19 protein-coding genes are annotated in these 26931 nt (G+C 65.6%); 14 read left to right on the top strand and 5 right to left on the bottom strand.

The features are described 5' to 3' along the window. Window position 1 precedes the first annotated feature (1 nt). The 8 genes from HFK18_RS12390 (at window position 2) to HFK18_RS12355 (ending at window position 7507) form a co-directional block, all read left to right on the top strand. Window positions 2–640, top strand: coding sequence for an FMN-binding negative transcriptional regulator (locus tag HFK18_RS12390; RefSeq protein WP_180166463.1), 639 nt, complete (start codon window positions 2–4; stop codon window positions 638–640). Window positions 641–713: 73 nt separating this feature from the next. Further along, complete coding sequence (can, locus tag HFK18_RS12385; protein ID WP_180166462.1) at window positions 714–1376, top strand: carbonate dehydratase; 663 nt, start codon at window positions 714–716, stop codon at window positions 1374–1376. A 23-nt stretch (window positions 1377–1399) separates the two neighbouring features. Next, window positions 1400–1921 carry a 3-hydroxyanthranilate 3,4-dioxygenase gene (locus HFK18_RS12380; RefSeq protein WP_089236108.1) on the top strand — a complete coding sequence of 174 codons (522 nt, stop codon included), beginning with the start codon at window positions 1400–1402 and terminating at the stop codon, window positions 1919–1921. A 167-nt stretch (window positions 1922–2088) separates the two neighbouring features. After that, a complete protein-coding gene (kynU, locus tag HFK18_RS12375; protein ID WP_180166461.1) occupies window positions 2089–3363 on the top strand; it encodes a kynureninase in 1275 nt (424 codons plus the stop codon). Window positions 3364–3392: 29 nt separating this feature from the next. Beyond that, window positions 3393–4760 carry an NAD(P)/FAD-dependent oxidoreductase gene (locus tag HFK18_RS12370; protein ID WP_180166460.1) on the top strand — a complete coding sequence of 456 codons (1368 nt, stop codon included), beginning with the start codon at window positions 3393–3395 and terminating at the stop codon, window positions 4758–4760. Further along, window positions 4760–6199, top strand: coding sequence for an exodeoxyribonuclease I (sbcB, locus tag HFK18_RS12365; RefSeq protein WP_180166459.1), 1440 nt, complete (start codon window positions 4760–4762; stop codon window positions 6197–6199). Before HFK18_RS12370 ends, sbcB begins: the two co-directional genes overlap by 1 nt. Beyond that, the gene (locus tag HFK18_RS12360; protein ID WP_089236112.1) at window positions 6196–6882 is read left to right on the top strand and encodes a DUF2461 domain-containing protein; all 687 of its coding nucleotides are present in this window, start codon (window positions 6196–6198) and stop codon (window positions 6880–6882) included. The genes sbcB and HFK18_RS12360 overlap by 4 nt, the downstream gene beginning before the upstream one ends. A 73-nt stretch (window positions 6883–6955) precedes the next feature. Continuing rightward, window positions 6956–7507 carry a DUF2939 domain-containing protein gene (locus tag HFK18_RS12355; RefSeq protein WP_108268062.1) on the top strand — a complete coding sequence of 184 codons (552 nt, stop codon included), beginning with the start codon at window positions 6956–6958 and terminating at the stop codon, window positions 7505–7507. A gap of 152 nt (window positions 7508–7659) precedes the next feature. On the opposite strand, the gene HFK18_RS12350 is transcribed toward HFK18_RS12355, so the two are convergent. The 3 genes from HFK18_RS12350 to HFK18_RS12340 all read right to left on the bottom strand — a co-directional run bounded on the left by HFK18_RS12350 (window position 7660) and on the right by HFK18_RS12340 (window position 14596). Further along, window positions 7660–8604, bottom strand: coding sequence for a 5'-nucleotidase (locus HFK18_RS12350; protein WP_033831508.1), 945 nt, complete (start codon window positions 8602–8604; stop codon window positions 7660–7662). 46 nt (window positions 8605–8650) lie between these two features. Beyond that, the gene (locus tag HFK18_RS12345; protein WP_089236114.1) at window positions 8651–9424 is read right to left on the bottom strand and encodes an NAD kinase; all 774 of its coding nucleotides are present in this window, start codon (window positions 9422–9424) and stop codon (window positions 8651–8653) included. Window positions 9425–9619: 195 nt separating this feature from the next. Then, window positions 9620–14596, bottom strand: a complete 4977-nt coding sequence (locus HFK18_RS12340) for an NAD-glutamate dehydrogenase domain-containing protein (RefSeq protein ID WP_180166458.1) — start codon at window positions 14594–14596, stop codon at window positions 9620–9622. 250 nt (window positions 14597–14846) lie between these two features. Here HFK18_RS12340 and HFK18_RS12335 point away from each other — a divergent pair, with 250 nt between their 5' ends. Genes HFK18_RS12335 through HFK18_RS12325 form a run of 3 tightly spaced genes read left to right on the top strand, consistent with a single transcriptional unit; the run spans window position 14847 to window position 19971 of the window. Next, window positions 14847–15503 carry a TetR/AcrR family transcriptional regulator gene (locus HFK18_RS12335; RefSeq protein WP_025876846.1) on the top strand — a complete coding sequence of 219 codons (657 nt, stop codon included), beginning with the start codon at window positions 14847–14849 and terminating at the stop codon, window positions 15501–15503. Next, a complete protein-coding gene (locus HFK18_RS12330) occupies window positions 15503–16783 on the top strand; it encodes an efflux RND transporter periplasmic adaptor subunit (RefSeq protein ID WP_180166457.1) in 1281 nt (426 codons plus the stop codon). The genes HFK18_RS12335 and HFK18_RS12330 overlap by 1 nt, the downstream gene beginning before the upstream one ends. Before the next feature lie 14 nt (window positions 16784–16797). Beyond that, window positions 16798–19971, top strand: a complete 3174-nt coding sequence (locus HFK18_RS12325; protein WP_180166456.1) for a multidrug efflux RND transporter permease subunit — start codon at window positions 16798–16800, stop codon at window positions 19969–19971. A gap of 219 nt (window positions 19972–20190) precedes the next feature. Here the strand turns inward: HFK18_RS12325 and HFK18_RS12320 are convergent, their stop codons facing one another. Together HFK18_RS12320 and HFK18_RS12315 are read right to left on the bottom strand one after the other, a co-directional pair. Further along, a complete protein-coding gene (locus HFK18_RS12320) occupies window positions 20191–20478 on the bottom strand; it encodes a hypothetical protein (RefSeq protein WP_100460455.1) in 288 nt (95 codons plus the stop codon). Window positions 20479–20623: 145 nt separating this feature from the next. Further along, window positions 20624–21772 carry an acyl-CoA dehydrogenase family protein gene (locus HFK18_RS12315; RefSeq protein WP_100460456.1) on the bottom strand — a complete coding sequence of 383 codons (1149 nt, stop codon included), beginning with the start codon at window positions 21770–21772 and terminating at the stop codon, window positions 20624–20626. A 162-nt stretch (window positions 21773–21934) separates the two neighbouring features. Here HFK18_RS12315 and HFK18_RS12310 point away from each other — a divergent pair, with 162 nt between their 5' ends. Genes HFK18_RS12310 through metH form a run of 3 tightly spaced genes read left to right on the top strand, consistent with a single transcriptional unit; the run spans window position 21935 to window position 26708 of the window. After that, entirely contained in the window at window positions 21935–22864 is a 930-nt protein-coding gene (locus HFK18_RS12310) for a metalloregulator ArsR/SmtB family transcription factor (protein WP_089236121.1), read from the top strand. 7 nt (window positions 22865–22871) lie between these two features. Further along, window positions 22872–23966 carry a homocysteine S-methyltransferase family protein gene (locus tag HFK18_RS21665; protein WP_218946691.1) on the top strand — a complete coding sequence of 365 codons (1095 nt, stop codon included), beginning with the start codon at window positions 22872–22874 and terminating at the stop codon, window positions 23964–23966. Window positions 23967–24023: 57 nt separating this feature from the next. After that, on the top strand, window positions 24024–26708 hold the full coding sequence (gene metH / locus HFK18_RS12305) for a methionine synthase (RefSeq protein WP_218946690.1): 2685 nt from the start codon (window positions 24024–24026) through the stop codon (window positions 26706–26708). Window positions 26709–26931 lie beyond the last annotated feature (223 nt).

Raw genomic sequence — 26931 nt, 5'->3', positions numbered from 1 at the left:
GATGTTCACCCCGCGCGCTTTCGCACAGACCGACCTGCAGTGGCTGGATCGCCTGTTGGCGCGTGATCCATTCGTCACCGTGCTCACCGCCGGTGGCGACGGCCTGCCTGAACTGACCCGGCTGCCGGTGTTGTACCGGCGCGACGGCGACCACATCGAGCTGCGCGGCCACTGGGCCCGCGCCAACCCGCAGGCACGCCACAGCGGTGCGGCCAAGGTGCTGGTGGACGGGCCGCATGGCTATGTCTCGGCCAGCTGGTACCCGGACAAGGAGCCCGCCGCGCGGGTGCCTACCTGGAACTACGCCGCCGCCGAACTGCGCGGCCAGCTGCAGACCTTCGACGATACCGATGCCCTGGCCCAGCTGGTCAGCGATACCGGTGACCGCTTCGAAGCCAGCGTCGGCCAGGCGTGGCGGTTCGAACCCGAGCGTGACGACCACCGTCGCCAGCTGCGCGGCATCATCGGCTTCCGCTTCACCGTCGAACAGGTGCAGCTGACGTTGAAGCTGAGCCAGAACCACCCCGAGGCCAACCAGCAGGCGGTGATGGCCGAGCTGGAACGCCTGGACAATCCCCATTCCACCGAACTGGCGCAGTGGATGCGCCGGTATCGCGACGAAGCCGCCGCAGGCAGCTGAGCGCCCTGTTTCCCGCGACGACGCGACCAGAACGGCCGCGCCTTGCCCCCACCCGACGTCAGGGACCCCGAACATGAAAGACATCCACAAGCTGCTGCAGAACAACCGCGACTGGGCGGACCGCATCGAGAAGGAAGATCCGGAGTTCTTCCATCAGCTGGCCAAGCAGCAGCATCCGGAATACCTGTGGATCGGCTGCTCCGACTCGCGCGTGCCGGCCAACCAGATCATCGGCATGGCCCCGGGTGAGGTGTTCGTGCATCGCAACGTGGCCAACGTGGTGGTGCACACCGACCTGAACTGCCTCAGCGTGATCCAGTACGCCGTGGACCAGCTGAAGGTGAAGCACATCCTGATCGTCGGCCACTACGGCTGCGGCGGCGTGCACGCCAGCTTGAACAACACGCGGGTGGGCTTGGCCGACAACTGGCTGCGCCATGTCGGTGACGTGGCACAGAAGCACGCGGCGATCATGGATGCGATCGAGGAGCCGGAGCTGAAGCATGCACGCCTGTGCGAACTGAACGTGATCGAGCAGGTGGTCAACGCCTGCCGCTCGACAATCGTGCAGGACGCCTGGGCACGCGGCCAGAAGCTGATGGTGCACGGCTGGGTGTACAGCCTGAAGGATGGCCGCGTGCGCGAAATGGGTATCGACGTGGGCGCACCGGAAGACCTGCAGCCTGCATATGAGAAGGCCCTGTCCTACGTTCCGCGCCGCGGCCGCCGCGACTGACCCTCCCTCCCACGGACACTCCCATGCTTGCCTCCCCCATCAACCTGCTGGGCTGGATCGAGGAAAACCGGCATCTGTTGAAGCCGCCGGTCGGCAACAAGATGATCGACAACGGCGATTTCATCGTGATGGTGGTCGGCGGGCCGAACAGCCGCACCGATTTCCACTACGACGAAGGCCCGGAGTGGTTCTATCAGCTGGAAGGCGAGATGGTGCTGAAGGTGCAGGAGGATGGCGCGGTGCGCGATATTCCGATCCGCGCTGGCGAAATCTTCCTGCTGCCGGGCAAGGTGCCGCACTCACCGCGGCGCCCACCCGGCGGCGTCGGCCTGGTGGTGGAACGCAAGCGCCTGCCGCATGAGCGCGACGGGGTGATCTGGCATTGCGAGCGCTGCAACCACAAGCTGTACGAAGAGTACTTCACGCTGCAGAACATCGAGACCGACCTGCCGAAGGTGTTCGCGCGCTACCAGGCCAGCCTGGAACTGCGCACCTGCAGCGAGTGCGGCCACGTGGATCCGTTGCCGGCACCGGCGACGGCCTGACAGCGCCACCGCGCTGGTAGATGCCCACCTTGGTGGGCGCTCGGTCGGAAGTGCGCCAACCAAGGTTGGCGACTACCGCATCATGCGGCGCTGGTGTTGGGTTGGCAGGCACCGGGTCATGCCCCAGGCGCTACACTGGCAGTCCCGTTGCAGCCTGTTGCCCGACCATGTCCGACCTGCTCAGCCGCACCCACGCCATTGCCCTTGATGCCGCCGATCCGCTGCGGCCGCTGCGGCAGGAATTCCTGATTCCGCGCCACGGTGGTGGTGAGCAGACCTACTTCGTCGGCAACTCGCTGGGCCTGCAACCGCGCGGCGCGCAGGCGGCGGTGCAGGAAGTGATGAAGCAGTGGGGCGAGCTGGCGGTGGAAGGTCACTTCACCGGGCCGACCCAATGGCTGTCGTACCACCGTCTGGTCAGCGCGCAGCTGGCACGCGTGGTCGGCGCACTGCCCAGCGAAGTGGTGGCGATGAACACGCTGAGCGTGAACCTGCACCTGATGATGGTCAGCTTCTACCGGCCCACGGCCGAACGCCCGGTGATCCTGATGGAAGCCGGCGCGTTCCCGACTGACCGCCATGCAGTGGAAGCACAGATCCGCTTCCATGGCTTCGACCCGGCCGACTGCCTGGTGGAAGTGCAGCCGGATGAAGCCAACGGCACGATCTCGATGGCCGCGATCGAACGCGCGATCGCCGCGCACGGTCCGCGCCTGGCGCTGGTGCTGTGGCCTGGCGTGCAGTATCGCAGCGGCCAGGCCTTCGACCTGGATGCGATCACCCGCGCAGCACGCCTGCAGGGCGCGCGCATCGGCTTCGACCTGGCGCACTCGATCGGCAACCTTCCACTGCACCTGCATGACGTCGCCCCGGACTTCGCCGTGTGGTGCCACTACAAATACCTCAACAGCGGCCCGGGCGCCGTGGCCGGCGCCTTCGTGCACGAACGCCATCATCGCGACACCACGTTGCCGCGTTTTGCCGGCTGGTGGGGCCATGACGAAGCCACCCGCTTCCAGATGGCGCCGCAGTTCCAGCCAGCAGTCGGCGCCGAGGGCTGGCAGCTGAGCAATCCGCCGATCCTCGGCCTGGCGCCGCTGCGTGCGTCGCTGGACCTGTTCGAACGTGCCGGCATGGACTCGCTGCGCAGCAAGTCGCTGGCACTGACCGGCATGCTCGACGCACTGGTGCGCGCGCGCCTGCCGCAGGTACTGGAAATCGTCACCCCGGCCGAACCCGAGCGCCGCGGCTGCCAACTGTCGCTGCGGGTGATCGGCGGCCGCGAGCGCGGACGCGCCCTGTTCGAACATCTGCGCGCCATCGGCGTGCTGGGTGACTGGCGCGAGCCGGACGTCATCCGCATCTCGCCCACCCCGCTCTACAACCGTTACCTGGACGTGCACCACTTCGTCGAGGAAGTGGAAGCCTGGGCCGGCCTGTAAGCCGCCCTCCCCTACTGCTGGACAGTTCGTTGATCGCACATGCATCCCGCTCGCTGAGCATTGTCGGCGCCGGCCTGGCCGGATCCCTGCTGGCCATCCTGCTGTCACGGCAGGGCTGGCGCATCACCCTGTACGAACGCCGTGGCGATCCGCGCATCGCCGATTACGAAAGCGGCCGCTCGATCAACCTGGCCCTGGCCGAGCGCGGACGCAACGCGTTGCGTCAGGCCGGTGTGGAAGACGAAGTGATGGCGCGTGCGGTGATGATGCGCGGGCGCATGGTGCATCCGCGCGAAGGCGAGCCGCAGTTGCAGCGCTACGGTCGCGACGACAGCGAAGTGATCTGGTCGATCCATCGCAGCGACCTCAACACCACACTGCTGGAACTGGCCGAGCAGGCCGGTGCCACCGTGCATTTCCACCGCCGCCTGCACACGGTCGATTTCGATGCCGGCTACGCGCGCTTCATCGATGATCGCGACGACAGTCCGCACGATATCCGCTTCGATACGCTGGTGGGTGCCGACGGCGCAGGCTCGGCGCTGCGTGCGGCGATGAACCGTCGCGACCCGCTGGGCGAGGACATTGCCTTCCTCGACCATTCCTACAAGGAACTGGAGATCCCGCCCACCGACGATGGCGGCTTCCGCATCGAGCGCAATGCGCTGCACATCTGGCCACGCGGCCACTACATGTGCATCGCCCTGCCCAACCACGAGGGCACGTTCACGGTGACCCTGTTCCTGCCCAACCAGGGCGATCCGAGTTTCGCTACGGTCAACACCGGCGTCCAGGCGGAAGCACTGTTCGCGCGCGAGTTCGCCGATACCCTGCCGCTGATTCCCAACCTGCGTGCGGACTGGGAGCAGCATCCGCCGGGCCTGCTCGGCACGCTCACCCTGGAACGTTGGCACCAGCAGGACCGCGCCGTGCTGATTGGTGATGCTGCGCATGCAATGGTGCCGTTCCACGGCCAGGGCATGAACTGTGCGTTCGAGGACTGCGTGGCACTGGCCCGCCATCTGATGGAGGCGGACGACCTGCAGAGCGCCTTCGCCGCGTTCGAAGTCGAGCGCAAACCGAACGCGCATGCGATCCAGCAGATGGCGCTGGAGAACTATCTGGAAATGCGCGACCGGGTGGCCGATCCGGCCTTCCTGCTGCAGCGCGAGCTGGAACAGGAACTGCAGCGGCGCTGGCCGACGCGTTTCGTCCCGCACTACACGATGGTGACCTTCCTGCACACGCCCTATGCCGAGGCCCTGCGCCGCACCGACATCCAGCGCGAGATGCTGATCACCGCCACCGCAGGCCACGACACGCTGGGCAACATCGACTGGAACGCACTGGAGGCGCAGATCCATGCGCGGCTGCCGGTGCTGGAGGGCGCGCACTGATGGCCGACAGCTTCCTGTTCTACGACCTGGAAACCTTCGGCCAGGATCCGCGCCGTACCCGCATTGCCCAGTACGCGGCGATCCGCACCGACAGCGATCTCAACGAGATCGACACGCCGGTCAGCTTCTTTGTTCGTCCGGCCGATGATCTGCTGCCCTCGCCGATGGCCACGATGGTCACCGGCATCACCCCGCAGCAGGCGCTGGCCGAAGGCATCAGCGAAGCTGAAGCATTCGATCGCATCAACGAGCAGCTGTCGCGTCCCGGCACCTGCGCGCTGGGCTACAACACCCTGCGCTTCGATGACGAGTTCATCCGCTACGGTCTGTTCCGCAACTTCCACGACCCGTACGAACGCGAGTGGCGCAATGGCAATTCGCGCTGGGACCTGCTGGACATGCTGCGGCTGATGCATGCCATCCGTCCGGAGGGCATCCACTGGCCCAAGCGCGAGGACGGCGCCACGTCGTTCAAGCTCGAACACCTGGCCGAGGCCAATGGCGTGCGCGAGGGCGATGCCCACGAAGCACTGTCGGACGTGCGCGCCACGATAGGCATGGCGCGCCTGTTCAAGCAGTCGCAGCCGCGGCTGTGGGACTACGCGTTGAAGCTGCGCGACAAGCGCTTCGTCGGCAGCCTGCTCGATATCACCGCGCTGAAGCCGGTGCTGCATGTCTCGATGCGTTACCCGGCCAGCCGCCTGTGCGCGGCGCCGGTGTTGCCGCTGGCGGTACATCCGACCATCAACAACCGGGTGATCGTGTTCGACCTCGATGGCGACATCGATGACCTGCTGGAACTGCCCGCCGAGGTGATCGCCCAGCGCCTGTACCTGCGTGCCACCGAACTGCCCGAGGGCGTCGCCCGGGTACCGCTGAAGGAAGTACACCTGAACAAGGTGCCGGCGCTGGTGGCCTGGAACCACCTGCGCGCCGATGACCACGCAAGACTCGGGCTGGACGTGGCAGCGATCGAAGCCAAGGCTGAACGACTGCGCACGTTCGCACCGCAGCTGGCCGAGAAGGCGCGCCAGGTCTACAACCAGCCGCGCGCGGCGAGCGTCTCCGACGTGGACGCTTCGCTGTACGACGGCTTCCTCGGTGCCGGCGACAAGCCGCTGCTGGCACTGGCACGGACCACGCCACCGGAACAGTTGGCTGCACTGGAAGGCCGCTTCCGCGACCCGCGCCTGCCCGAGCTGTTGTTCCGCTACCGCGCCCGCAATCATCCCGGCAGCCTCGCACCGGAAGAACGCGAGCGCTGGAATGCCTATCGCCGCCAGCGCCTGCTCGGTGAGGAAAGCCTGGGCGAACTCAACCTGGCCCAGTACCAGCAGCAGTTGGATGCGCTGGCGGCCGAAGCACCCGACGATGTTCGCCGCGCCACGCTGCTGCAATCGCTGCGTGACTGGGGCCAGCACCTGCAGGAGGACCTGTGAGCACCTATTTCTCCGATGCCAGTTTCAAGTTCCTGCGCAGCCTGGCGCTGCACAACGACAAGACCTGGTTCAACGACCATCGCCAGCAGTACGAAGACCACGTGCGGCAGCCGTTCCTGCGCCTGCTGGGCGACCTGCAGCCGGCACTGACCGAGGTAAGCGGACACTTCCGCGCAGACACCCGTGGCGTGGGCGGCTCGTTGTTCCGCATCCACCGCGACGCGCGTTTCTCCAACGACAAGTCGCCGTACAAGACTTGGCAGGGCGCGCGCCTGTTCCATGAGCGCCGCCGCGAAGTGGCCGCACCCTCGTTCTACGTGCACCTGCAGCCGGGCGAGAGCTTCGTCGGTGCGGGGCTGTGGCATCCCGAACCGGAAACCCAGCGCCGCGTCCGCCACTTCATCCTCGACAACCCGGGCAGCTGGAAGGCAGCCGCGCATGCACCGGCGCTGCGCAAGCGTTTCGACTTCGAGGAAACCGAGAAGCTGGTGCGACCGCCGCGCGGCTTCCCGGCCGACTTCGAATTCATCGATGACCTGAAGCATCGCAACTGGGTGATGTGGCGTTCGCTGGACGATGCCACGATGACCGGTCCGCGCCTGCTGTCCACGCTTGGCAAGGATCTGGCAGGATTGGGCCCGTTCGTCGACTACCTCTGCGCCGCGCTGGATCTGGAGTTCTGAACTGCGCCGGGGCCATCACCGGCATCACCCGTCGTTCACCACCGGTACCCCCACTTGCGGCAGGCTGTGCACCATGAAGAAGCTCATTGGCATCCTCGTTCTGCTGATCGTCGTGATGGCGGGCTGGTGGTTCGGCGGCCCGTACCTGACCGTGCATGGCCTGTCCAAGGCCATCGAACAACGCGACACCGCGCGCTTGGAGCGCTACGTGGATTTCCCACGCGTGCGCACCAGCCTGCGCGCCCAGCTCAATGATTACCTGGTGCGCCAGGCCGGCCCCGAGGTGGCTGCCAGCCCCTTCGGCGCGCTGCTGTACGGGTTGGGCGACCAGTTGGGCGGTGCCGCGGTGGAAACGATGGTCACCCCCACCGGCATCGGCGCGATGCTGCAGGGCCACGTGCTGTGGAAGCGCGGCCGCAATGAACTACAGGGTGGTGATGCCTTCGGCACGACCGAACCGGCGCGACCGCTGAAGAACGCCGAACACCACTTCGAAGCCCTGGACCGCTTCGTGGTGGACGTTGATCGCGGTCCCGGCCAGCCACCGTTGAAGGTAGTGCTGGAACCGCAGGGCCTGCGCTGGAAGGTGGTGGACCTGCAGCTGGGGATGTCAGCCACGCCTTGATCGGTAGACGCCCACCTTGGTGGGCGCCGATACAAAGAAGTGCCAACCAAGGTTGGCAACTACCGGGGCATGGCACCCTGGTAGACGCCCACCTTGGTGGGCGCCGATGCATGGCAGTGCCAACCAACGGTTGGCACCCACCGGCCATGGTTTCAGCCCTCGTTGGCGACACCATGCGGCACATGGCCGGCCGCCACGTGTTCACGCGCACTGTCGATGTTGTGCTGCGAATCATCAAAGAAGATATCCGCGCCGAACGCCTGCAGGAACGGGCCCTTGTGCCGCCCACCGAGGAACAGCGCCTCGTCCAGGCGCACGCCCCATTCGCGCAGGGTGCGGATCACGCGCTCGTGCGCCGGTGCAGAACGCGCGGTCACCAGCGCCGTGCGGATGGGCGCGCTGTCGCCAGCCGGGAATACTTCCTGCAACGTGTGCAGCGCAGAGAGGAAACCACGGAACGGACCGCCACTGAGTGGCTCGCGTGCACGCTCGCGTTCGTGCCGGCCGAAGGCTTCCACGCCCTGCTCGCGCGAGATGCGCTCGCTCTCATCGCCGAAGATCACCGCATCACCATCGAAGGCGATGCGCAGCTGCCCGGCCGGGCGGGTGATGTCGATCTGGTCGGCGGCAGCGGCAGCGGTCTCGCCCGGTGGCTTGGGCAGGATGGTCGCCGCGGCGATGCCATGGCGCAGCGCGCTGCGCACCGATTCCGGATTGGCCGACAGGAACAGGTCGGTGCCGAACGGCTTCACGTATGGCCAGGTCGGCTCACCGGCGGTGAAGGTCGCGCGGATGATGCCCAGCCCGTAGTGCTGGATGGAATTGAAGATGCGCAGGCCGGTATCGGCTGAGTTGCGCGACAGCAGGATCACTTCCACGCGCGGGTTCTCGGGGCTGGCGCCCTGGTTCAGCGCCAGCAGCTTGCGCACCACCGGGAAGGCCACGCCCGGCCCGAGGATGTCGTCCTCGTGCTGGCGCTGGTACTCGGCATAGGCGGCCACGCCATCGCTCTCGAACAGCGCATGGCTTTCTTCCAGGTCGAACAGCGCACGCGAGGTCACCGCGACGGTCAGCAAACGGGGGGAGTTGTCGCCCATCGGTGGGGTCCTTCAAGCGGTCGGCAGTGCCGGCCGCCTATTGTCGTCAAAAAACGAACTGTTCGCTCAGGATCCTGTCTTCCAGGTTGTGCTCCGGGTCGAACAGCAGGGTCACCCGGTGCTCGCGCGACTCGCGGATCGTCACTTCGACCACATCACGGGTCTCGTGCGAATCGGCGGTGACGCTGACCGGACGCTTGTAGGGATCGAGCACGCGGAAGCGCACTTCGGTGTCGGCCTTGAGGATGGCGCCACGCCAGCGCCGCGGGCGATACGGGGCCAGCGGCGTCAGGGCGATGGTGTGCGAGCCCAGCGGCAGCACCGGTCCATGCGCCGAGTAGTTGTAGGCGGTGCTTCCGGCCGGGGTTGCCACCAGCACACCATCACCGATCAGTTCGCCTACCCGCTCCTGGCCATTGAGGTCGATGCCGATATGCGCCGCCTGCCGGGTCTGCCGCAGCAGCGAGACATCGTTGTAGGCCAGCGACCCGGTGGTGGTGCCCGATTCGGTCAGCGCCACCATTTCCAGCGGGCGCAGGTGGGCGGGCTCGGCGCGGGCGATACGCGCGTGCACGTCGTCGTCGCCACGGTACTGGTTCATCAGGAAACCCACCGTGCCCAGCTTCATTCCGAATACCGGTTTGCCCAGGTGTCCGTGCCGATGCAGGGTCTGCAGCATGAAGCCATCGCCGCCGAGCGGGCACAGCACGTCGGCCTGGTCGGGCGCGTGGTCGCCATAGCGCGAGACCATCGCTGCGCGGGCCATCTGCGCCGGTTCGGTGGTACTGGCCAGGAAAGCGATGCGGGGGGTGTCGCTCATCGGTGGATCCGGGGAGGTTTGATGGAGAGCATAACCGAGCGCCGGGAGTTGGATCCCGTGGGGCGGATGACCGGCAGGTTCACGGCCGGCGTCGGGTCAGGTGGTCGCAAAGGTCAAGGGCAGAAACAGAACGGCCCCGCTTTCGCGGGGCCGTTCCGGTTCACGCATGCCAGGCATGGCCTGGCACTACATCACTTACGCGCCGTGGGCAGCGAGCTGACCCAGGCGCTGCACTGCGACCGAGACGGTCGGGTAGTCCAGGGTCTTCTGCTCGGCCAGTTCAGCCAGCATCGCCAGGGTGAAGCGCAGGCTGCTGTCGTCACGGCCGATCCATGCAGCCACCTTGGCTTCAGCGGTGCTGCCCTTGGTGGCCAGCACCTGGCCAGCCAGGCTGCGGTGGTGTGCGGCCAGTTCGTCGCGCAGCACGCCACGTGCCACTGCGTGCCAGCGGCCGTTGACCTCCAGCGCGTCGATCTGCTCGAACAGCCACGGCAGCTGCAGGGCATCGCCCAGGCGGAAGTGGATCTTGGAGACATCCACCGGCTTCAGCTTGCGGGTACGGGCCAGTTCGATGATGTCGAACGCCGGCTCCAGGAAGTGCAGTTCGGCCAGCTGCTGTGCCAGTGCCGACGGCAGGCCCTTTTCCTTCCACTCGGCCACCAGGGCTTCGTAGGTCGGACGCTGCGAATCCGGCAGCACACCCGAAGCAACGCGGATGTCGTTGAACGGACCCTGGTAGCGGTTGACCGCCTCGGTGATGCCCGGCATCGGGCCCGGGCGCGACAGCAGCCAGCGTACGAACGAACGCTGCAGCTTCCAGATCACTTCCAGCGCATCGATCTGCACCGACTCCGGCAGAGTGCCGTCGAGGGCGTCGATCTGCGCCCACAGCGCGCGTGCATCCAGCGTTTCGCGGCTGATGGTGTAGGCCTTGGCGACCTCGGCGATGGTGCGGCCGGTGTCTTCCTGCATGCGCATCAGGAAGGTGGCGCCCATGCGGTTGATGGTCTGGTTGGTCACGGCCGTGGCGATGATTTCGCGCTTCAGGCGGTGACGCTCCATCGCGTCGGCGTACTTCTTCTGCAGCGGGGTCGGGAAGTAGCGCTGCAGTTCCTTGGACAGGTACGGATCTTCCGGGATGTCCGAATCCAGCAGCTGGGCGAACGCCACCAGCTTGGAATAGGACAGCAGCACCGACAGTTCCGGACGGGTCAGGCCCTGGCCGCGCGCCTTGCGCTGGGACAGCTCGGCATCGGATGGCAGGAACTCGATCTGGCGATCCAGCAGGCCCTGCTGTTCCAGGGTACGGATGAAGTGCTGCTTGGAACCCAGCCGCTTGACCGCCATCCGCTCCATCAGGCTCAGGGCCTGGTTCTGGCGGTAGTTGTCGTTGAGCACCAGTGCGGCGACTTCGTCGGTCATCGACGCCAGCAGCTTGTTGCGCTGCTCGACGGTCAGCTTCTTGGCCCGCACCACATCGTTGAGCAGGATCTTGATGTTGACTTCATGGTCGGAGGTATCCACACCGGCCGAGTTGTCGATGAAGTCGGTGTTGAGCAGCACGCCAGCCTGGGCGGCTTCGATGCGGCCCAGCTGGGTCATGCCCAGGTTGCCGCCCTCGCCCACCACCTTGCAGCGCAGCTCGCCACCGTTCACGCGCAGGGCGTTGTTGGCGCGGTCGCCGACATCGCTGTGCTGCTCGCTTGCGGCCTTGACGTAGGTACCGATGCCGCCGTTCCACAGCAGGTCGACCGGTGCCTTCAGGATCGCGCTCATCAGGTCATTCGGCGACAGCGCCTTGACGCTCTCGTCCAGGCCCAGCACCTCACGCACCTGCGGGGTGATCTCGATCGACTTCAGGCTGCGCGGATACACGCCGCCGCCCTTGCTGATCAGCTTGGCGTCGTAGTCCGCCCAGCTCGAACGCGGCACGGTGAACAGACGCTCACGTTCGACGAACGTGGTCGCTGCATCCGGGTTCGGGTCCAGGAAGATGTGGCGGTGGTCGAACGCAGCGACCAGGCGGATGTGGCGCGACAACAGCATGCCGTTGCCGAACACGTCGCCGGACATGTCGCCGACGCCGACCGCGGTGAAGTCCTGGGTCTGGCTGTCACGGCCCAGTGCACGGAAGTGGCGCTTGACCGACTCCCATGCGCCGCGCGCGGTGATACCCATGCCCTTGTGGTCGTAGCCGACCGAACCACCGGAGGCGAACGCATCGCCCATCCAGAAGCCGTGCGCGATGGCCAGGCCGTTGGCGATGTCGGAGAAGGTCGCGGTGCCCTTGTCGGCGGCCACCACCAGGTACGGATCGTCCATGTCATGACGCACGACATCCACCGGCGGCACGATCTTGTTGTTGACGATGTTGTCGGTGATGTCCAGCAGGCCCTGGATGAACAGCTTGTAGCAGGCCACACCGTTGGCGAAGATCGCATCGCGATCGCCGTTCACCGGCGGCATCTTGGCGAAGAAGCCACCCTTCGCGCCGACCGGCACGATGACGGTGTTCTTGACCATCTGCGCCTTGACCAGGCCCAGCACTTCGGTACGGAAGTCTTCGCGACGATCCGACCAGCGCAGGCCGCCACGGGCGACGGCACCGAAGCGCAGGTGGGTACCTTCCACGCGCGGGCCATACACGAAGATTTCGCGGTACGGACGCGGCTTCGGCAGGTCCGGCACCAGGGCCGAATCGAACTTGAAGCTGATGACATGGCCGTGCTGGCCATTGGCATCGGTCTGGTAATAGCTGGTGCGCAGGGTTGCATCGATCACGCCCATGAAGGAACGCAGGATGCGGTCCTCGTCCAGGCTCGACACGCGGTCCATCAGCTTCAGCAGCGCTTCGCGCGCGGCCTGCATCTGCGCATCGCGGTCTCCCTTGCGGGCGTCGACCACGGTCTTGAGCACCTTAAGGGTGGCCTCGTCGCCGGCAGCCAGCACGTCGAGGTGGGCCTTCAGCTGGGCCTGGCCGGTGGCGATGTCTTCCTTGCTTTCATGACCGGTGGCCGGATCGAAGCGGGCTTCGAACAGTTCGACCAGCAGGCGTGCCAGCAGCGGGTAGCGGGTGAAGGTACCTTCGACGTACGCCTGCGAGAACGGCACGCCGGTCTGCAGCAGGTACTTGCAGTAGCCACGCAGCATGGCGACCTGGCGCCAGTGCAGGCCGGCAGCCAGCACCAGGCGGTTGAAGCCATCGTTCTCGGCATCGCCGTGCCACACGCGGGCAAAGGTCTCACCGAAGGCTTCGTCGACACTGGCCGCATCGATCGCACCAGCGGTCGATTCGACCTCGAAGTCCTGCACGTACACCGGCGCGTTGTCCACCGACAGGCGGTACGGACGCTCGGCGATCACGCGCAGGCCCATGTTTTCCATCATCGGCAGCGCGTCCGACAGCGGAATGTCATCCAGCTGGCGATACAGCTTCAGGCGCAGGCCATCGCCGGATTCGCGCGGCACGGCCTGCAGGCTCAGGCGCAGGTCGTCCGGGCCGGTCAGCGCGTCGAGCTGGCTGACATCGTTGGCGGCAACGGCGGTGCTGTTGTCTTCGATGTAACCGGCCGGCAGCGCCTTGCCGATACGCGCAGCGATGCGCAGGCCTTCGGCTTCGCCATGGCGGGTGACCAGCGCTTCGCGCAGATCGTCCTGCCAGTTGCGCAGCACCTGGGCCAGCTTCTGCTCCAGTTCGGCGGTATCGACGTCGAGCATTTCGCCCGGCTTCGGACGCACGATCAGGTGCACCTGGGCCAACGGCGATTCACCCAGCACCACCGAGCTGTCCACGTACTCGCCGTGCAGTGCTTCCTTGAGCATCGCTTCGATGCGCAGGCGCACGTCGGTGTTGAAACGCTCGCGCGGCAGGTAGACCAGCGCGGAAATGAAACGGCTGTACTTGTCGCGACGCAGGAACAGGCGGCTGCGCACACGCTCCTGCAGGCCCAGCACGCCCATCGCGGTGCGGAACAGTTCGTCCTCGCTGGACTGGAACAGTTCTTCGCGCGGCAGGGTTTCCAGGATGTGACGCAGGGCCTTGCCGCTATGGCTGGAGCCGGCCAGGCCGGACTGCTTCATCACGTGTTCGTAGCGCTGGCGCACCAGCGGGATCTCCCATGGGCGGCGGTTGTAGGCGCTGGAGGTGAACAGGCCGAGGAAGCGCTGTTCGCCGATGATCTTGCCCTTGGCGTCGAATTCCAGCACGCCGATGTAGTCCATGTAGCCGGCGCGGTGCACGCGCGAACGGGCATTGGTCTTGGTCAGGATCAGCGCGTCCTTCAACCCGGACGTGGTGTTCAGGCCTTGGGCGGCCAAGGTCTTGACCGGACGTGCGGCCGACTTGTCCTTGCCGCGCATCAGGCCCAGGCCGGTATCGTTCAGCGGCGCCAGCACGTCTTCCTTGCCCTGCTTCTCGACGCGGTACTCGCGGTAGCCGAAGAAGGTGAAGTGGTTGTCGGCGGCCCAGCGCAGGAATTCCTGTGCTTCCTTGCGCGAGGCAGCGTCGACGGGCAGCTGGCGGCTGCCGAGGTCGTCGGCCAGCGCCAGCGCCTTGTCCTGCATCGGCTGCCAGTCGCGCACGATGGCGCGCACTTCATCCAGCGCCTTGTTGATGGCCTGCTCGATGTCTGCCATGGCTTCGGCCGGCTGGCGGTCGATCTCCAGCAGCATCACCGATTCCAGCGGGCCCTCGCCGACCTTGGTCAGCTTGCCGGCCTTGTCACGGGTGAAATGCAGCACCGGGTGACCCAGCACATGCACGCCAACGCCATGCTCGGCCAGCGACATGGTCACGGTGTCGACCAGGAACGGCATGTCGTCGTTGATGATCTGCAGCACGGTGTGCGGCGATTCCCAACCGTTGGCCTTCACCGTCGGGTTGAAGACGCGGACGTTGGCCTTGCCGGACTTGCGGGCGCGGGCGAACTCCAGCGTTTCGGCGGCAAGCGCGGCCCATTCCTCAGCGCTGTGATGGGGGAACTCGTCGGCCTCCATGCGCTTGTAGAAGCTGGAGGCAAATGCCACTGCCTCGGCCTGAGCGGCCGCGGGGTAACGCTTGCGCAAGGCCGTGTACACCGGCTCCAGGGAGAAACCAGCGGTCACTGCGACCTCCGACTCAACTGGTTTGCTTTTGTTTTTCACGGTCTTGGCTGCGGTTTTTTGCGGTTTCATGGCAGAGCGGCGCGCTTGCTCAGTTGGGAAAATGAAATTGTAGCCCTACCGCACGAAAAGGCCTTGCTGCAGGACGGAATAACCAGATTCGGGTTTGCTGCGGTTTAGACGCCCTATTCAGTTCGCACCGGTATGGGCATCGCGGTCGCACAGCGTTGCCGACAGGATCGGCAAAACGTGTTACCGGAAGACACATGCGGCAACATCGGCGCGATTCCACAATCCTGAACTGGACGGTATAGTCCACCGCGTGAATCCGGCCTACCTTCCTGTCGCCCTCGACGCGCGTGATGAGCGCGTGTTCGATGCCGTGCGCGAACTGCTTGCCCAGCAGGGCATGCAGATGAGCATGGACGCGGTCGCCCAGCACGCCGGGTGTTCAAAGCAGACCCTGTACTCGCGCTACGGCAACAAGCAGGCCCTGCTGCGGCGGGTGATGCAGCGCCACGTCGGTCACGCGACCGGGGCCATGCTGCGTGCACTCCGCGGTGACGACCTGCGTGGCAGCCTGCTGCAGTTCGCCACCGACTTCCTGGAGCACTTCAACCAGCCCCACGTCGGTCAGGCCTGCCGCCTGATCGCCGCCGATGCAGCACAGTTTCCCGAAGAGGCGCGTACGCTGTACCGGCATGGCGCCGGCGCGCTGACGCTTCATCTTGCTGAATGGATTGAAACCGTTTGCAGTCGCGGTCTGCTGCGGCATGACGACCCGCACTTCATGGCCGAACTGCTGCTGAGCATGATCGCCGGTCAGGATTTCGACAAACAGCGCTTCCATACCCCCCATCGTGATGACGCTGCGTTGCGTCGGCGCTGGGCAGAGTTCTCCGTCGATGGCTTCCTGCGCGCGTTCGCGCCGCAGCCCTCGCCGGCCCCGTCTTCAAACCAACCCCGGAGTTCCTCCTGATGACCGCCCCACTCCGCACCCTTGCCTTGACGTGCGCCGTTGCTGTCGCCGTAGCTGCCTGCAAGAAGCCGGAACAGCCGACGCCCCCACCGCCGGAGGTGGGCGTGATCGACGCCAAGCCGCAGACCCTGCCGCTGCAGCGCGAGCTGGTCGGTCGCCTGTCGCCGTTCCGCAGCGCCGATGTGCGCGCCCGCGTACCTGGCGTGCTGCTCAAGCGCGTCTATCAGGAAGGCAGCGAGGTCAAGCAGGGCCAGACCCTGTTCCTGATCGATCCGGCACCGCTGCGCGCCTCGCTCAGCGCCTCCGAAGCCCAGCTGGCTTCGGCCCGCGCGACCTACGCCAACGCCAAGGTCGCCGCTGACCGCGCCCGTTCGCTGGCACCGCAGAAGTTCGTGTCCAAGGCCGACCTGGACAACGCCGAGTCGGCCGAGCGCACCGCGCTGGCCGCAGTCAAGCAGGCCGAAGCCTCGGTGACCAGCAGCCGCATCAGCCTGGGCTACACCAACGTCACCGCCCCGATCAGCGGCGTGGCCAACAAGCAGCAGGTGACCGAAGGCGCGCTGGTCGGCCAGGGCGATGTGACCCTGCTGACCACCGTGGACCAGCTCGACCCGCTGTACGTGAACTTCTCGCTGAGCGTGGATGAACTGACCCAGCTGCGTGCGCAGCAGGCCAAGGGCACGCTGGCCCTGTCCGGCGACGGCAAGGCCACGGTCAACGTCAAGCTGGCCGACGGCAGCACCTACAGCGAACCGGGCACGCTGGACTTCTCCTCGACCACGGTCGACCCGGCCACCGGCGCGGTGTCGCTGCGTGCGGTGCTGCCGAACCCGCAGAAGATCCTGCTGCCGGGCGCCTTCGTCAGCTTCCAGGCCAACCTGGGCGAGCGCAACAACGCCTACCTGGTGCCGCAGCAGGCGCTGCTGCGTGACACCACCGGCGGCTATGTGATGGTGGTCGGCGCCGACGGCAAGGTTGTCCGCAAGAACGTCAAGACCGACGGCGCGCAGAACGGCAACTGGCTGGTCAGCGAAGGCCTGGCCGCCGGTGACAAGGTGGTCGTCGCCGGCGTACAGAAGGTCAAGGAGGGTACGCCGGCCACGGCCAAGCCGTGGACCCCGGGCCAGGACGCCAACGGCAAGCCTGCCGCCGGCGCCGCTGCTCCGGGTGCCGCTGCTCCGGGCGCGGCTGCTGCGGCTCCGGCCGACGCCAAGGCACCGGCCAAGGCTGACCAGGCCGACAAGGCCGAGCCGGCCGCCACCGAATCGAACAAGCAGTAACGGGACCTTCCGTCATGCCTAAATTTTTCATTGAACATCCAGTCTTCGCCTGGGTGGTGGCGATCCTGATCTCGCTCAGCGGCGTGATCGCGATCCTCAACCTCGGCGTAGAGTCCTACCCCAACATCGCCCCGCCGCAGGTGACCGTCTCGGCCACCTACCCGGGCGCGAGCGCGGACACCACGGAGAAGTCGGTCACCCAGGTGATCGAGCAGCAGCTGACCGGTATCGATCACCTGCTGTACTTCAGCTCCTCGTCCGCGTCCAACGGCCGCGCCTCGATCACCCTGACCTTCGAGACCGGTACCGATCCGGACATCGCCCAGGTGCAGGTGCAGAACAAGGTCTCGCTGGCCACGCCGCGACTGCCTTCGGAAGTCACCCAGCAGGGCGTGGTGGTGGCCAAGGCCAACGCCGGCTTCCTGATGGTGGTGGCGCTGCAGTCCGATACGCCGACCATCAACCGTGACGCGCTGAACGACATCGTCGGTTCGCGCGTGCTCGACCAGGTCTCGCGCATCCCCGGCGTCGGCAGCACCCAGCAGTTCGGTTCCGAGTACGCCATGAACATCTGGCTCAACCCGGAAAAGATGCAGGGCTATGGCCTGTCGGCCAGCCAGGTGCTGGCGGCGGTACGTGCGCAGAACGTGCAGTTCGCCGCCGGTGCACTGGGCTCCGACCCGTCGCCGGAAGGCCAGCACTTCACCGCCACGGTATCGGCCGAAGGCCGCTTCAGCTCGCCGCAGGAGTTCGAGAACATCATCCTGCGGGCCAACGCTGATGGCTCGCGCGTACTGTTGAAGGACATCGCCCGCGTTGCCTTCGGTGCCAACAACTATGGCTTCGATACCCAGTACAACGGCAAGCCCACCGGCGCCTTCGCGATCCAGCTGCTGCCGGGCGCCAACGCCCTGAACGTGGCCGAGGCCGTGCGCGGCAAGATGGACGAGCTGCAGCCCAGCTTCCCGTCCGGCGTCACCTGGTTCTCGCCGTACGACAGCACCACCTTCGTCAAGATCTCGATCCAGGAAGTGGTCAAGACCCTGTTCGAAGCCGTGTTGCTGGTGTTCCTGGTGATGCTGATCTTCCTGCAGAACTTCCGCGCCACCCTGATCCCGACGCTGGTCATCCCGGTGGCGCTGCTGGGTACGTTCCTGGGCATGTGGATGATCGGCTTCACGATCAACCAGCTGACCCTGTTCGCGATGGTGCTGGCGATCGGCATCGTGGTCGATGACGCGATCGTGGTGATCGAGAACGTCGAACGCATCATGACCGAGGAAGGCCTGGCGCCGAAGCCGGCCACGCAGAAGGCGATGACCCAGATCACCGGCGCGGTGGTGGCGATCACCGTGGTGCTGGCGGCGGTGTTCATCCCCTCGGCCCTGCAGGGCGGTGCGGCCGGTGAGATCTACAAGCAGTTCGCCCTGACCATCGCCATCTCGATGGCGTTCTCGGCGTTCCTGGCACTGGGCTTCACCCCGGCGCTGTGCGCGACGTTCCTCAAGCCGACGCACAACGACAACCCGAACATCGTCTACCGCACCTTCAACAAGTACTACGACAAGATCAGCCACACCTACGTGGGCCACATCACCTCCGCGGTGCGCCATGCCCCACGCTGGATGATCCTGTTCGTGGTGCTGACCGCGCTGTGCGGCTTCCTGTTCACCCGCATGCCGGGCAGCTTCCTGCCTGAAGAAGACCAGGGCTATGCACTGGCGATCGTGCAGTTGCCGCCGGGCTCGACCAAGAGCCAGACCAACGAAGCGTTCGCACAGATGCGCGGCATCCTGGAAAAGCAGGATGGCTATGAAGGCATGCTGCAGGTGGCCGGCTTCAGCTTCGTCGGTTCCGGCGAGAACGTGGGCATGGGCTTCATCCGCCTGAAGCCGTGGGAAGAGCGCAAGTTCACTGCTCCGGAGTTCATCCAGAACATGAACGGCGCGTTCTACGGCATCAAGGAAGCGCAGATCTTCGTGGTCAACCTGCCGACCGTGCAGGGCCTTGGCCAGTTCGGTGGCTTCGACATGTGGCTGCAGGACCGTAGTGGTGCCGGTTACGAGCAGCTGACCCAGGCCCGCAACATCCTGCTCGGCCAGGCCGCGCAGAAGCCGGACCATCTGGTCGGCGTGCGTCCGAACGGCCTGGAAAACGCCCCGCAGCTGCAGCTGCACGTGGACCGCGTGCAGGCGCAGTCGATGGGCATGTCGGTGTCGGACGTGTACAGCACCATCCAGCTGATGCTGGCGCCGGTGTACGTCAACGACTTCTTCTACGAAGGCCGCATCAAGCGCGTGACCATGCAGGCCGATGGTCCGTACCGCACCGGCCAGGAATCGCTGAAGAGCTTCTACAGCCCGTCCAGCCTGACCACCAATGCCGATGGCACCAACGCGATGATCCCGCTGAGCACGGTGGTCAAGTCCGAATGGGTCTCGGCACCGCCGTCGCTGAGCCGCTACAACGGCTACTCGGCAATCAACATCGTCGGTTCGCAGGCACCGGGCACCAGCTCCGGTGAAGCGATGCAGACGATGGAAGGCATCGTCAACGACGACCTGCCGGCGGGCTTCGGCTACGACTGGTCCGGCCTGTCCTACCAGGAAATCCTGGCCGGCAACGCCGCGACGCTGCTGCTGGTGCTGTCCATCGTGGTGGTGTTCCTGTGCCTGGCCGCACTGTATGAAAGCTGGTCGATTCCGGTGGCGGTACTGCTGGTGGTACCGCTCGGCGTGCTGGGTGCACTCGCCCTGTCGATGATGGGCGGCCTGCCGAACGATCTGTTCTTCAAGATCGGCCTGATCACCGTGATCGGCCTGGCCGCGAAGAACGCGATCCTGATCGTGGAGTTCGCGGTGGAGCAGCGTGCGGCGGGCAAGACCCTGCGCGATGCCACCATCGAAGCGGCGCGCCTGCGATTCCGCCCGATCCTGATGACGTCCTTCGCGTTCATCATGGGCGTGATCCCGATGGCGATCTCCACCGGTGCCGGCGCCAACTCGCGTCACGCCATCGGCACCGGCGTGATCGGCGGCATGCTGTTCGCCACCCTGCTCGGCCTGCTGATGATCCCGGTGTTCTTCGTGGTCGTGCGGCGCATGCTGGGCGACAAGCTGGATGAACCGTCGAAGGAATTCCTCGGCCGCCAGCGTGATGCGGAAAGCGCCCACCGCCCGGATCGTTGATCTGTCGGTGAGTTGCTGAAATGAAAAAAGCCCCGGAGCGATCCGGGGCTTTTTTCTTTGCTGCTTTTGAATCCATGCCAACCAAGGTTGGCATCTACCAAAGCAGCGGCATGCCCGGTATTCGCCAACCTGGGCAGCGGCATGCCCGGTAGTCGCCAACCTGGGCAGCGGCATGCCCGGTAGTCGCCAACCTTGGTTGGCGCTTGCCAAGGCGACGTGTCAGCGCAGCAGCGCGATCACCACGCACACAGCCACGAGAATCAGCGCAGCCCACTGCATCGGCACGAAGAAGAAATGATGGCGCGCGGCCTCACCCTTCTGCCGGGGCACACGGTTCAGCCACAGGCCCAGCAGCATGTTCACTGCCGCACCGATGCCACCACCCAGCAGCACCTGCTGCAGCGGAATGTTGCCCTTGGGGCCGTCGTGCGGGAAGAAATACGCCAGCAACAGGATGCCTGCGATCGGCGTCACCGGCGTCATGAAGCCCCAGCCGCGGTAGATCATGCGGTATCTCCAGAAAAACGATCCGCATTACAGCAGCATGGATCCTGGCAGGCCAGAGGCGGGTACGCCACTTGGACACAACGCCATCCACGCGTGGCGTGGATCTACGGCCGCGCCGCCATTGCAGCGGCGCGGCCGTTGGTGATCAGCGCAGGCCGGTCTCGTTGCGGGCGATCACCAGGCGCTGGATCTCCGAGGTACCTTCGTAGATCTCGGTGATCTTGGCATCACGGAAGTAGCGCTCCAGCGGCATTTCCTTGGAATAGCCCATGCCGCCATGGATCTGCACGGCCTGGTGGGTGATCCACATCGCCGCTTCCGAAGCAGTCAGCTTGGCGATGGCCGCCTCGTTGCTGAAGCGCTTGCCCTCGCCCTTCACCCAGGCCGCACGCAGGGTCAGCAGCAGCGCCGCGTCCAGCTTGCACTTCATGTCGGCGATCTTCGCCTGGGTCATCTGGAAGGTACCGATGGCCGCACCGAAGGCCTTGCGATCCTTCACGTACTCCAGGGTCGCTTCATAGGCGGCACGCGCGATACCGATCGCCTGCGAGGCGATGCCGATGCGGCCAGCGTCAAGCACGCCCATGGCGATCTTGAAGCCCTCGCCTTCCAGGCCCAGCACGTCTTCCGGCTGCGCCACGTAGTCGTTGAACTCGATCTCGCAGGTGGCCGAGGCACGGATGCCCAGCTTCGGTTCGGTCTTGCCGCGACCGAAACCGGCCTTGTCGGTGTCGATCATGAACGCGGTGATGCCACGCGCGCCCTTGTCCGGCTCGCTCATCGCGAACAGCACGATGTACTTGGCCACCGGGCCGGAGGTGATCCAGCTCTTCTTGCCATTGATGACGTAGCTGCCGTCGGCCTGCTTGATCGCACGGCAACGCATCGCCGTGGCGTCCGAGCCCGACTGCGGCTCGGTCAGTGCGAATGCACCGATGGCCTCGCCCTCGGCGATGGCGCGCACGTATTTCTGCTTCTGCGCTTCGCTGCCATGGGTCAGGATGCCATTGCAGAACAGCGAATTGTTGACCGACATGATGGTCGAATGCGCAGCATCACCGGCGGCGACCTCCACCATCGCCAGCACGTACGCGATCGGGTCCATGCCTGCGCCACCATACTCGGACGGCACTTCGATGCCCATCAGGCCGTTCTCGCCCAGCAGGCGGATGTTGTCCAGCGGGAACTCGCCCGTACGGTCATGGTGCTCCGCACTCGGGGCGATCTTTTCCTGCGCGATGCGACGCGCCACGTCCTGCAGCATCAACTGCTCTTCGGTAAAGCTGAAATCCACAACACCCTCCCGGGTACATGATGTTATGGGCGCGCAGCGCGCGCCCAGGTGCCCCGATTGTACCGGGGCCGCGCATCGGCGGCTGACTGGCGGGGAGCTGCGACTTGACCACAAGGGGGACGGTCGGCGAATATATCTCTATATCGCGATAGCTAGATATTTATGGATCTGGAAGACTGGTCGACCCGCCTGAAGGTGTTCGCCGACGCTACCCGTGTGCGCCTGCTGGCGCTGCTGGAGCAGGAAGAGCTGACCGTGGCCGAACTCTCGGCCATCACCCGGCTGGCGCAGCCGCGGGTGTCCACTCATCTGGCGCGCCTGAAGGAAGCCGGCCTGGTGCGCGACCGCCGGGCGGGCGTGTCGGCCTATTACCGCTTCGACGAGGCCCAGCTGGACCCGGCGCAGCGTGCATTGTGGCATGCACTGAGCAACGGAAGCGACGACCCCTTGCTGCGCCAGGACGCTGAGCGGGTTGCTGCGGTGCTCGCCCACCGCGCTTCCGACCAGAACTGGGCCGACAGCGTGGCCGGTGACATGGAACGCCACTACTCTCCGGGGCGCACCTGGGAAGCGCTGGCGCGCACCGCGCTGCCGTTGCTGGAAACCGGCGACGTGCTGGATATCGCCTCCGGCGACGGTGTGCTGGCCGAACTGGTCGCTCCGCACGCCCGGCGTTACGTGTGCATCGACACCAGTGCGCGCGTGGTGGCCGCCGCCAGCGAACGCCTGCGTCGCCTGCCCAATGTGGAAGTGCGCGAGGGCGACATGCATGCCCTGCCCTTCAAGGACCGCAGCTTCGACCTGGTCGTGCTGATGCACGCGCTGACCTACGCCAGCAAGCCGGCGCAGGCCGTCACCGAGGCCGCGCGCGTGCTGCGCCCCGGCGGTCGCCTGCTGCTGTGCAGCCTGGCCCGCCACGAGCACAAGGCCGCGGTCGATGCCTATGGCCACGTCAACCTCGGCTTCAGCGACAAGGAACTGAAGAAGTTCGTCGACAAGGCCGGACTGCAGGTCTCCAACCTGGAAACGGTCACCCGCGAAAAGCGCCCGCCGCATTTCGAAGTGATTTCGCTGATCGCCAACAAGCCCTGAGGTCGACATGCCCGCCCTGCCCTGGCTGCACCCGGAACGTGTGGAATCGCTGCTCGCTGCCCTGCGTGATCGCATCCTGATCATCGACGGCGCGATGGGCACGATGATCCAGCGCCACGGCCTGCAGGAAGACGACTACCGGGGCGAGCGCTTCGCCGGCGGTTACGACCACACCCATGGCCCCGGCTGCGACCATGGCGGAACACCGGAAGGTCACGACCTGAAAGGCAACAACGATCTGTTGCTGCTGACCCGGCCGGAAGTCATCGCCGGCATCCACACCGCCTACCTGGAAGCAGGCGCGGACCTGGTGGAAACCAATACCTTCAACGCCACCTCGGTCAGCCAGGCCGACTACCACCTCGAACACCTGGTGTACGAGCTGAACAAGGCGGGCGCTGCCGTTGCCCGTGCCTGTTGTGATGCGGTGGCGGCGACCACGCCGGGCAAGCCGCGCTTCGTCATCGGTGTGCTCGGCCCGACCAGCCGCACCGCCTCGATCAGCCCGGACGTCAACGATCCCGGTTTCCGCAACACCAGTTTCGACGAGCTGCGCAGTACCTACCGCGAAGCCATCGATGGCCTGATCGATGGTGGCGCCGACACGATCATGGTCGAGACCATCTTCGATACGCTCAACGCCAAGGCCGCGCTGTATGCCATCGAGGAAGCCTTCGATGCACGTGGCGCGCGGCTGCCGATCATGATTTCCGGCACCATCACCGATGCCTCCGGGCGCACCCTGTCCGGGCAGACCGCCGAGGCCTTCCAGGCCTCGCTGGCGCATGCACGGCCGTTGTCGATCGGCCTGAACTGCGCGCTCGGCGCCGACGCGATGCGTCCACATGTGGAAACCCTGTCGCAGGTGTCGGACTGCTACGTCAGTGCCCATCCCAATGCGGGCCTGCCCAATGCGTTCGGCGAGTACGACGAAACACCCGAGGAAATGGCGGCCACCCTGCGCGGCTTTGCCGAAGATGGCCTGCTGAACCTGGTCGGCGGCTGCTGTGGCTCCACCCCGGACCACATCCGCGCGATCGCGCTGGCGGTGGCCGGTCTGCCGCCGCGCGCCCTGCCGGCCGCCCAGGTCCAGGCCGCATGAGCAGCACTGACACCGACATCCATCTTCCGCCCTGTTGCCGCTGAGCCGCCGCCCACCATGACACCTGTCCGCCCTACCCGCCTGTCCGGCCTGGAACCGCTGGTCATCACCCCGGACCTGCTGTTCGTCAACGTCGGTGAACGCACCAACGTCACCGGCAGTGCGCAGTTCCGCAAGCTGATCAAGGAAGGCCGTTACGAAGAAGCGGTGGACGTGGCCCGGCAGCAGGTGGCCAGCGGCGCACAGATCCTCGACGTCAACATGGACGAGGGCCTGATCGATTCGGAAGCGGCAATGACCCGCTACCTCAACCTGATCATGTCCGAGCCGGACATCGCCCGGATTCCGGTGATGGTCGATTCCTCCAAATGGAGCGTGATCGAGGCTGGCCTGAAGTGCCTGCAGGGCAAGAGCGTGGTCAATTCGATCTCGCTGAAGGAAGGCGAGGAGCTGTTCCGCGAGCATGCGCGCAAGGTGCTGCGCTATGGCGCCGCCGCGGTGGTGATGGCCTTCGATGAGGCCGGGCAGGCCGACACCTGCGCGCGCAAGGTCGAAATCTGCACCCGCGCCTATCGCCTGCTGGTCGATGAGATCGGTTTCCCGCCGCAGGACATCATCTTCGACCCGAACATCTTCGCCGTCGCCACCGGCATTGAAGAGCATGACAACTATGCGGTCGACTTCATCGAAGCCACCCGCATCATCAAGCAGACGCTGCCGCACTGCCATGTGTCCGGCGGCGTGTCGAATGTTTCGTTCTCGTTCCGTGGCAACGAGACCGTGCGCCAGGCGATCCACTCGGTGTTCCTGTACCACGCGATCGCCGCGGGCATGGACATGGGCATCGTCAACGCCGGCGCGATGCCGATCTACGACGAACTGGAACCGGACCTGCGCGAGCGGGTGGAAGACGTGATCCTCAACCGCCGCCGTGATGCCACCGAGCGCCTGCTTGAAATCGCCGAGCGCTACAAGGGCAGCAAGGGCGCGGCGAAGACCGAAGACCTGGCCTGGCGCGAGAAGCCGGTGGATGCGCGGTTGGCGCATGCGCTGGTGCACGGTCTGGACGCATGGGTGGAAGCCGATACCGAAGAAGCCCGGCAGCGTTCCAGCCGCCCGTTGGACGTGATCGAAGGCCCGCTGATGGATGGCATGAACGTGGTCGGCGATCTGTTCGGCGCCGGCAAGATGTTCCTGCCGCAGGTGGTGAAGTCGGCGCGGGTGATGAAGAAGGCGGTGGCCTACCTGCTGCCCTACATTGAAGCTGAGAAGGCACGCAGCGGCGACACCGCCCGCAGCAATGGCAGGATCATCATGGCCACGGTGAAGGGCGATGTGCACGACATCGGCAAGAACATCGTCGGCGTGGTCCTGGCCTGCAACAACTTCGAGGTGATCGATCTCGGTGTGATGGTACCGGCGCAGAAGATCCTGGATGCCGCACGCGAGCACCACGCCGACATCATCGGCCTGTCCGGCCTGATCACGCCGTCGCTGGAGGAAATGAGCCATGTCGCCCGTGAAATGCAGCGACAGGGCTTTGACCTGCCGCTGATGATCGGCGGTGCGACCACCTCGCGCGCGCACACCGCGTTGAAGATCGACCCGCATTACAAAGCGCCGACGGTCTGGGTGAAGGATGCCTCGCGCGCCGTGGGCGTGGCGCAGTCGCTGATCTCGCGCGAGCTGCGCGATGCGTTCGTCGCTGCCAACGAGGCGGACTATGCCGAGATCCGTACCCGCCATCGCAACCGCGGCGACGCCAAGCGCCTGGTCTCGCTGGAGCATGCACGCGGCCAGAAATTCAAGTGCGACTGGGAGGCGTACACGCCACCCGCACCGAAGCAGCCGGGTCTGCATGTATTCGATGACTACCCGCTGGCCGAACTGGTGCCCTACATTGACTGGACGCCGTTCTTCCAGGCGTGGGAACTGGCCGGTAAGTACCCGGCCATCCTCACCGATGAAATCGTCGGCACCCAGGCCAGCGAGCTTTACCAGGACGCGCGCGCGATGATGGACCGCATCGTCAACGAGAAGTGGCTGCAGGCCAAGGCCGTGTTCGGCCTGTGGCCCGCCAACAGCATCGGCGACGACGTACGCGTGCAGCATCCCGATGGCGAGACAACCCTGCACTTCCTGCGGCAACAGGTGGACAAGCCTGCCGAACGCCCGGATTTCTGCCTTGCCGATTTCATCGCCCCGATCGACAGCGGCAAGCAGGACTGGATCGGCGCTTTCGCGGTCACCGCAGGCATCGGTATCGACGCGCACGTGGCTCGTTTCGAGGCCGACCACGACGACTACAACGCGATCCTGTTGAAGGCGCTCGCCGACCGCTTTGCCGAAGCTCTGGCCGAACGCCTGCACCAGCGCGTACGCACCAGCTTCTGGGGTTACGACCATGCCGAAACACTCGACAACGAAGCGCTGATCGACGAGAAATATCGCGGCATCCGCCCCGCGCCCGGCTACCCCGCCTGCCCCGAACACAGTGAAAAGCGCCGATTGTTCGACCTGCTGGGCGCGGAAACCAACGCCGACATGCAGCTGACCGAGAGCTTCGCGATGCTGCCGACCGCGGCAGTGTCGGGCTATTACTTCAGCCACCCGCAGAGCCAGTATTTCGTGGTCGGCCGCCTCGGTCGCGAGCAGGTCATCGATTACGCACGCCGCAAGGGCGTGGACCGCGCGCAGGCCGAGCGCTGGCTGGCTTCGAACCTCGATTACGATCCGGAATGATGCCGTCGAGTCCGATACGTTGCATACGTGACCATCTGACGCATTCGACTAGTCCCTGCGAAGCGGTGTTATCGCCACGGGGCGCATCCATCACCCGTTGAGTCGCAATTGCGACGCCAATTGACGCGTGCAGCCAATGTTCCTGAACGCGATTGCTTCAGAAGCTCGAGATCGTCTCCATACGAGACAACGCTGTTTCATCCTGCCCGCTCCCCAGAGTGGA

It is taken from the genome of Stenotrophomonas sp. SbOxS2, assembly GCF_013416715.1.
In the GTDB taxonomy this organism is placed as follows: domain Bacteria; phylum Pseudomonadota; class Gammaproteobacteria; order Xanthomonadales; family Xanthomonadaceae; genus Stenotrophomonas; species Stenotrophomonas lactitubi.
The sequence above is the reverse complement of the archived record's forward strand: the minus strand, read 5'-3'. Positions and strand labels throughout refer to the sequence as shown.

What these genes read in the sequence shown, in the direction of transcription:
- HFK18_RS12390 (WP_180166463.1), top strand. Translation starts at nt 2, where the DNA reads ATGTTCACCCCGCGCGCTTTCGCACAGACCGACCTGCAGTGGCTGGAT.
- can (WP_180166462.1), top strand. Translation starts at nt 714, where the DNA reads ATGAAAGACATCCACAAGCTGCTGCAGAACAACCGCGACTGGGCGGAC.
- HFK18_RS12380 (WP_089236108.1), top strand. Translation starts at nt 1,400, where the DNA reads ATGCTTGCCTCCCCCATCAACCTGCTGGGCTGGATCGAGGAAAACCGG.
- kynU (WP_180166461.1), top strand. Translation starts at nt 2,089, where the DNA reads ATGTCCGACCTGCTCAGCCGCACCCACGCCATTGCCCTTGATGCCGCC.
- sbcB (WP_180166459.1), top strand. Translation starts at nt 4,760, where the DNA reads ATGGCCGACAGCTTCCTGTTCTACGACCTGGAAACCTTCGGCCAGGAT.
- HFK18_RS12355 (WP_108268062.1), top strand. Translation starts at nt 6,956, where the DNA reads ATGAAGAAGCTCATTGGCATCCTCGTTCTGCTGATCGTCGTGATGGCG.
- HFK18_RS12350 (WP_033831508.1), bottom strand. Translation starts at nt 8,604, where the DNA reads ATGGGCGACAACTCCCCCCGTTTGCTGACCGTCGCGGTGACCTCGCGT.
- HFK18_RS12345 (WP_089236114.1), bottom strand. Translation starts at nt 9,424, where the DNA reads ATGAGCGACACCCCCCGCATCGCTTTCCTGGCCAGTACCACCGAACCG.
- HFK18_RS12340 (WP_180166458.1), bottom strand. Translation starts at nt 14,596, where the DNA reads ATGAAACCGCAAAAAACCGCAGCCAAGACCGTGAAAAACAAAAGCAAA.
- HFK18_RS12330 (WP_180166457.1), top strand. Translation starts at nt 15,503, where the DNA reads ATGACCGCCCCACTCCGCACCCTTGCCTTGACGTGCGCCGTTGCTGTC.
- HFK18_RS12325 (WP_180166456.1), top strand. Translation starts at nt 16,798, where the DNA reads ATGCCTAAATTTTTCATTGAACATCCAGTCTTCGCCTGGGTGGTGGCG.
- HFK18_RS12320 (WP_100460455.1), bottom strand. Translation starts at nt 20,478, where the DNA reads ATGATCTACCGCGGCTGGGGCTTCATGACGCCGGTGACGCCGATCGCA.
- HFK18_RS12310 (WP_089236121.1), top strand. Translation starts at nt 21,935, where the DNA reads ATGGATCTGGAAGACTGGTCGACCCGCCTGAAGGTGTTCGCCGACGCT.
- HFK18_RS21665 (WP_218946691.1), top strand. Translation starts at nt 22,872, where the DNA reads ATGCCCGCCCTGCCCTGGCTGCACCCGGAACGTGTGGAATCGCTGCTC.
- metH (WP_218946690.1), top strand. Translation starts at nt 24,024, where the DNA reads ATGACACCTGTCCGCCCTACCCGCCTGTCCGGCCTGGAACCGCTGGTC.